This window comes from Staphylococcus kloosii (assembly GCF_032139365.1).
GTDB lineage: Bacteria > Bacillota > Bacilli > Staphylococcales > Staphylococcaceae > Staphylococcus > Staphylococcus kloosii_A.
In genome coordinates, this window is record NZ_JAVTDB010000062.1 from 1 (window position 1) to 4112 (window position 4112).

Here is a 4112-nt window from a genome sequence, read left to right on the forward strand (position 1 = left end):
TATAAATACTGTATGTGGCAATAAATTTATAAGTATTGCATACTGAAAAAAATAGCAAATCACGTTATTATAGACATAATAATGTTTCATTTAGTTAGTAAATTTCTGTAAATGAAAGGAAGAGGACTGTGAGTCATACTAAAATCATGGGCATTTTAAACGTAACACCAGATTCTTTTTCGGATGGAGGACAATTTAATCAAATAGAAACAGCGATGAAACGTGTTGAAGCAATGATTGACGAAGGCGTACATATCGTTGACGTTGGTGGCGTTTCGACGAGGCCTGGTCACGAAGAAGTTTCTATAGAAGAGGAAATAAATAGAGTTATTCCTGTTATCAAAGCATTGATGCGTTACGATGTTCAATTGTCAGTCGATACTTTTAGAAGTGAAGTAGCTGAAGCAGCGATACAAGCCGGTGCTACAATGATTAATGATCAATGGGCAGGTTTATACGATGGTAAAATGATAGATATTGTTGCAAAATATGAATGTGAAATTGTATTAATGCACAATGGCGATGGCAAAAGAAATGAGCCCGTCATGGATGAGATGTTGGTATATTTATTAAAGCAAGCCAACAAAGCCGAAATGGCAGGTATACCAAAACATAAAATATGGATAGATCCAGGTATTGGATTTGCTAAAACACGCCAAGAAGAACAAGAAGTAATGGCTAGGTTAGACGAATTAGTAGCGACAGAATATCCAGTGTTATTGGCTACTAGTAGAAAACGGTTCGTTAAAGAAATGATTGGTCAAGATACTGTGCCAACGGAACGAGACGAAGCAACAGCAGCTACAACTGCGTATGGTATAATGAAAGGTATTAGTGGCGTAAGAGTGCATAATGTAGGATTAAATGTACGTATTGGTCAAAGTATGGATTTTTTAAAGGAGAATGAAGATGAGCGACACGGTTTTTCTTAAAGGTTTACAGTTTTACGGATATCATGGTGCGTTACCTGAAGAAAATAAAATAGGGCAAATCTTTATTGTAGATATTACGTTGAGTGTAGATTTAACAGAGGCAGGTATATCCGATGACGTATTAGATACTGTACATTACGGCGAAGTCTTTGAAGATGTTAAAGCTATTATGGAAGGTCCACCGGTGAACTTATTAGAGCATCTAGCTGAACATATTGCAAAACGTATAAATTCACACTATAATCGTGTAATGGAAACTAAAGTGAGCATTACTAAAAAAAATCCTCCAATACAAGGTTATTATGACGGTGTAGGTGTAGAAATCGTGAGGAGAAATCATTGATGAAAACAGCATATTTAGGTTTGGGTAGTAATGTAGGAGATAGATTAGAACAATTAGAATCTGCTATAAAGATTTTGGATAATGTTGATGGTGTGCAAGTTTCACAAATTTCACCAGTTTATGAAACTGAACCAGTAGGTTACGTAGAGCAACCAAACTTTTTAAATTTATGTGTTGAAGTGAAGACAACATTGACACCACAACAATTGTTACAACAATGTTTTTATACTGAACAACAATTGCATCGTGTTAGAGATATTCGTTGGGGACCGAGAACGTTAGACGTAGATATTTTGTTATATGAGAATGACATTATCGAAGAAGAAACTTTGACAGTGCCTCACCCAAGAATGAGGGAAAGAGCATTTGTCTTAACACCATTAAATGATATAGCAGCAGATGTCATCGAACCTCGCACGCAATTAAGTATTGGTGAGTTAGTTATACCTGATGATACAGTGAGGAAATATAAAGAATGAGAACATAAAACGTAATGTTTGGATTGAAGTTAAGAAACTAAGTATTAAAATAGTTCTTGCTTCGATACTTGATGTTAGTGATTTTCTTACTCAGGTGTACTATAAAGTAATTTAATGTAAGTATAATGTAGAGAATAAATAGTGATTGACTAAGTAATTCTATTAAATAATGCGAAGGACAGTACATTATTTAGAATCTAGAAAAATCATTATTCAAACAACAATACAAATTAAAGTAGAAATTGCTTTATTACATTGACATCGTCTAGTAGAATTAAATAGTAAAAAAGTTGGCGTTATGGAAATATGTAAGCATGATTCAAGATATCAAAATGGTGTTTATAGTAATGGTGCGGTAAGAAATGAGTCAGGGTAAGCCGAAACAGAACAAACAACTGATAGTTATATTACAAGCATTCAAAGCTAAGAAATGTCCAAGTAGTACAACAAGCATAAAGGAGAGAAAGTTAATGTCAGAAGAAATGAATGACCAAATGCAGGTCCGCCGTCAAAAAATGCAAGAACTATATGATTTAGGTATTGATCCTTTTGGAAAACGATTCGATCGTTCAGCTACAGCTGAAGGTCTACATGACGAATGGGATCATTTATCTAAAGAGGAATTACATGAAAAAGAAGATGAAAGTAGCGTAGTGATCGCTGGACGCTTAATGACTAAAAGAGGTAAAGGTAAAGCTGGATTCGCCCATGTACAAGACTTATCAGGTCAAATCCAAATCTATGTAAGAAAAGATCAAATTGGAGAAGAGCAATTTGATTTATGGAAAGGCACTGACCTAGGTGATATAGTTGGTGTTGAAGGCGTGATGTTCAAAACAAATACAGGTGAATTATCAGTAAAAGCTAAATCTTTCACTTTATTAACAAAAGCATTAAGACCATTACCAGATAAATTCCACGGTTTACAAGATATCGAACAACGTTACCGCCAACGTTACTTAGATTTAATTACAAATCAAGATAGTACGCAAACATTTATTAACCGTAGTAAAATCTTACAAGAAATGCGTAACTATTTAAACAAAAAAGGATTCTTAGAAGTAGAAACACCGATGATGCACCAAATTGCTGGTGGTGCTGCTGCTAGACCTTTCGTAACACATCACAATGCCTTAGATGCTACATTGTATATGCGTATTGCAATTGAGTTGCACTTAAAACGTTTAATTGTTGGTGGACTTGAAAAAGTATACGAAATTGGACGTGTATTTAGAAACGAAGGTGTTTCTACTAGACACAACCCTGAATTCACTATGATCGAACTATATGAAGCGTATGCTGACTATGTAGATATTATGGACTTAACAGAGTCTATGATTAGAGAGATTGCTCAAAATGTACTAGGTACTGCCAAAGTACAATATGGTGAAGATACTATAGACTTAGAGTCAAGCTGGAAACGCGTGCACATGGTTGATGCTGTAAAAGAGGTTACTGGTGTTAACTTCTATGAAGTAGAAACTACAGAAGAAGCTAAAAACTTAGCTAAAGAACACGGTATCGAAATTACTAGTTCTATGAAATATGGTCATATATTAAATGAGTTCTTTGAACAAAAAGTAGAAGAAACATTAATTCAACCTACATTTATTTACGGACACCCAATTGAAATATCACCATTAGCAAAGAAAAATCCAGAAGATCCAAGATTTACTGATCGTTTTGAATTATTTATCGTAGGTAGAGAACATGGCAATGCATTTACTGAACTTAATGATCCAATTGATCAAAGAGAAAGATTTGAAGCTCAATTAGTAGAAAAAGCAGAAGGTAATGATGAAGCACATGAAATGGACGAAGACTTCATCGAAGCTTTAGAATATGGCATGCCTCCAACAGGTGGATTAGGAATTGGTATAGATCGACTTGTAATGTTATTAACAAACGCAGCTTCAATTAGAGACGTGTTATTATTCCCTTACATGAGACAAAAATAATAGCCAAATAAAGCAGTTTTTCCATAACTTAGTGGAGAGACTGCTTTTTTATTGTATATATGAATGATTAAGTATGTAAAAATAAGCCTTTAAAGTTACTTTGTTCGCATAATTACACATAAAAGATAAAATTTAAGGGAAAAAGGAATAGAAATATATATGAATATGTGATAAACTTATTCAGGTCGAGAAAAGTTATAGACGTTATTGCTTTGTAAAAAAATACTTTGATAAAAGTATTGACAAAGATTACGAATTCAAGTATCATATAAAAGTCGCAAAAAACAAACGATTAAAAGTTTGAACTTACATTACATACATATTAAAAAGTTATTTCAAAGTGTAAAATTAACTATTGAAATCAATGAATAAAGCGTGTATTATTAATAAAGTAAGTTAA

Annotated in this window: 4 protein-coding genes; all 4 read left to right on the top strand. The window is 33.5% G+C overall.

Annotated features, from left to right (window positions below; all coding sequences use genetic code 11):
* The first annotated feature begins 128 nt into the window (after positions 1-128).
* The 4 genes from folP to lysS all read left to right on the top strand — a co-directional run bounded on the left by folP (position 129) and on the right by lysS (position 3712).
* Entirely contained in the window at positions 129-932 is an 804-nt protein-coding gene (gene folP, locus RPL90_RS08015; RefSeq protein ID WP_313547554.1) for a dihydropteroate synthase, read from the top strand.
* Positions 910-1275 (top strand): dihydroneopterin aldolase, encoded by a 366-nt coding sequence (folB, locus tag RPL90_RS08020; protein ID WP_313547555.1) that lies wholly within the window; start codon positions 910-912, stop codon positions 1273-1275. The genes folP and folB overlap by 23 nt, the downstream gene beginning before the upstream one ends.
* On the top strand, positions 1275-1754 hold the full coding sequence (gene folK, locus RPL90_RS08025) for a 2-amino-4-hydroxy-6-hydroxymethyldihydropteridine diphosphokinase (RefSeq protein ID WP_313547557.1): 480 nt from the start codon (positions 1275-1277) through the stop codon (positions 1752-1754). Before folB ends, folK begins: the two co-directional genes overlap by 1 nt.
* A 470-nt stretch (positions 1755-2224) precedes the next feature.
* Positions 2225-3712 carry a lysine--tRNA ligase gene (gene lysS / locus RPL90_RS08030; protein ID WP_313547559.1) on the top strand — a complete coding sequence of 496 codons (1488 nt, stop codon included), beginning with the start codon at positions 2225-2227 and terminating at the stop codon, positions 3710-3712.
* The last annotated feature ends 400 nt before the right edge of the window (positions 3713-4112 follow it).

Excerpts from the sequence above, each read along its gene's own strand:
- folK (WP_313547557.1), top strand. The coding sequence starts at position 1,275 with ATGAAAACAGCATATTTAGGTTTGGGTAGTAATGTAGGAGATAGATTA.
- lysS (WP_313547559.1), top strand. The coding sequence starts at position 2,225 with ATGTCAGAAGAAATGAATGACCAAATGCAGGTCCGCCGTCAAAAAATG.
- folB (WP_313547555.1), top strand. The coding sequence starts at position 910 with ATGAGCGACACGGTTTTTCTTAAAGGTTTACAGTTTTACGGATATCAT.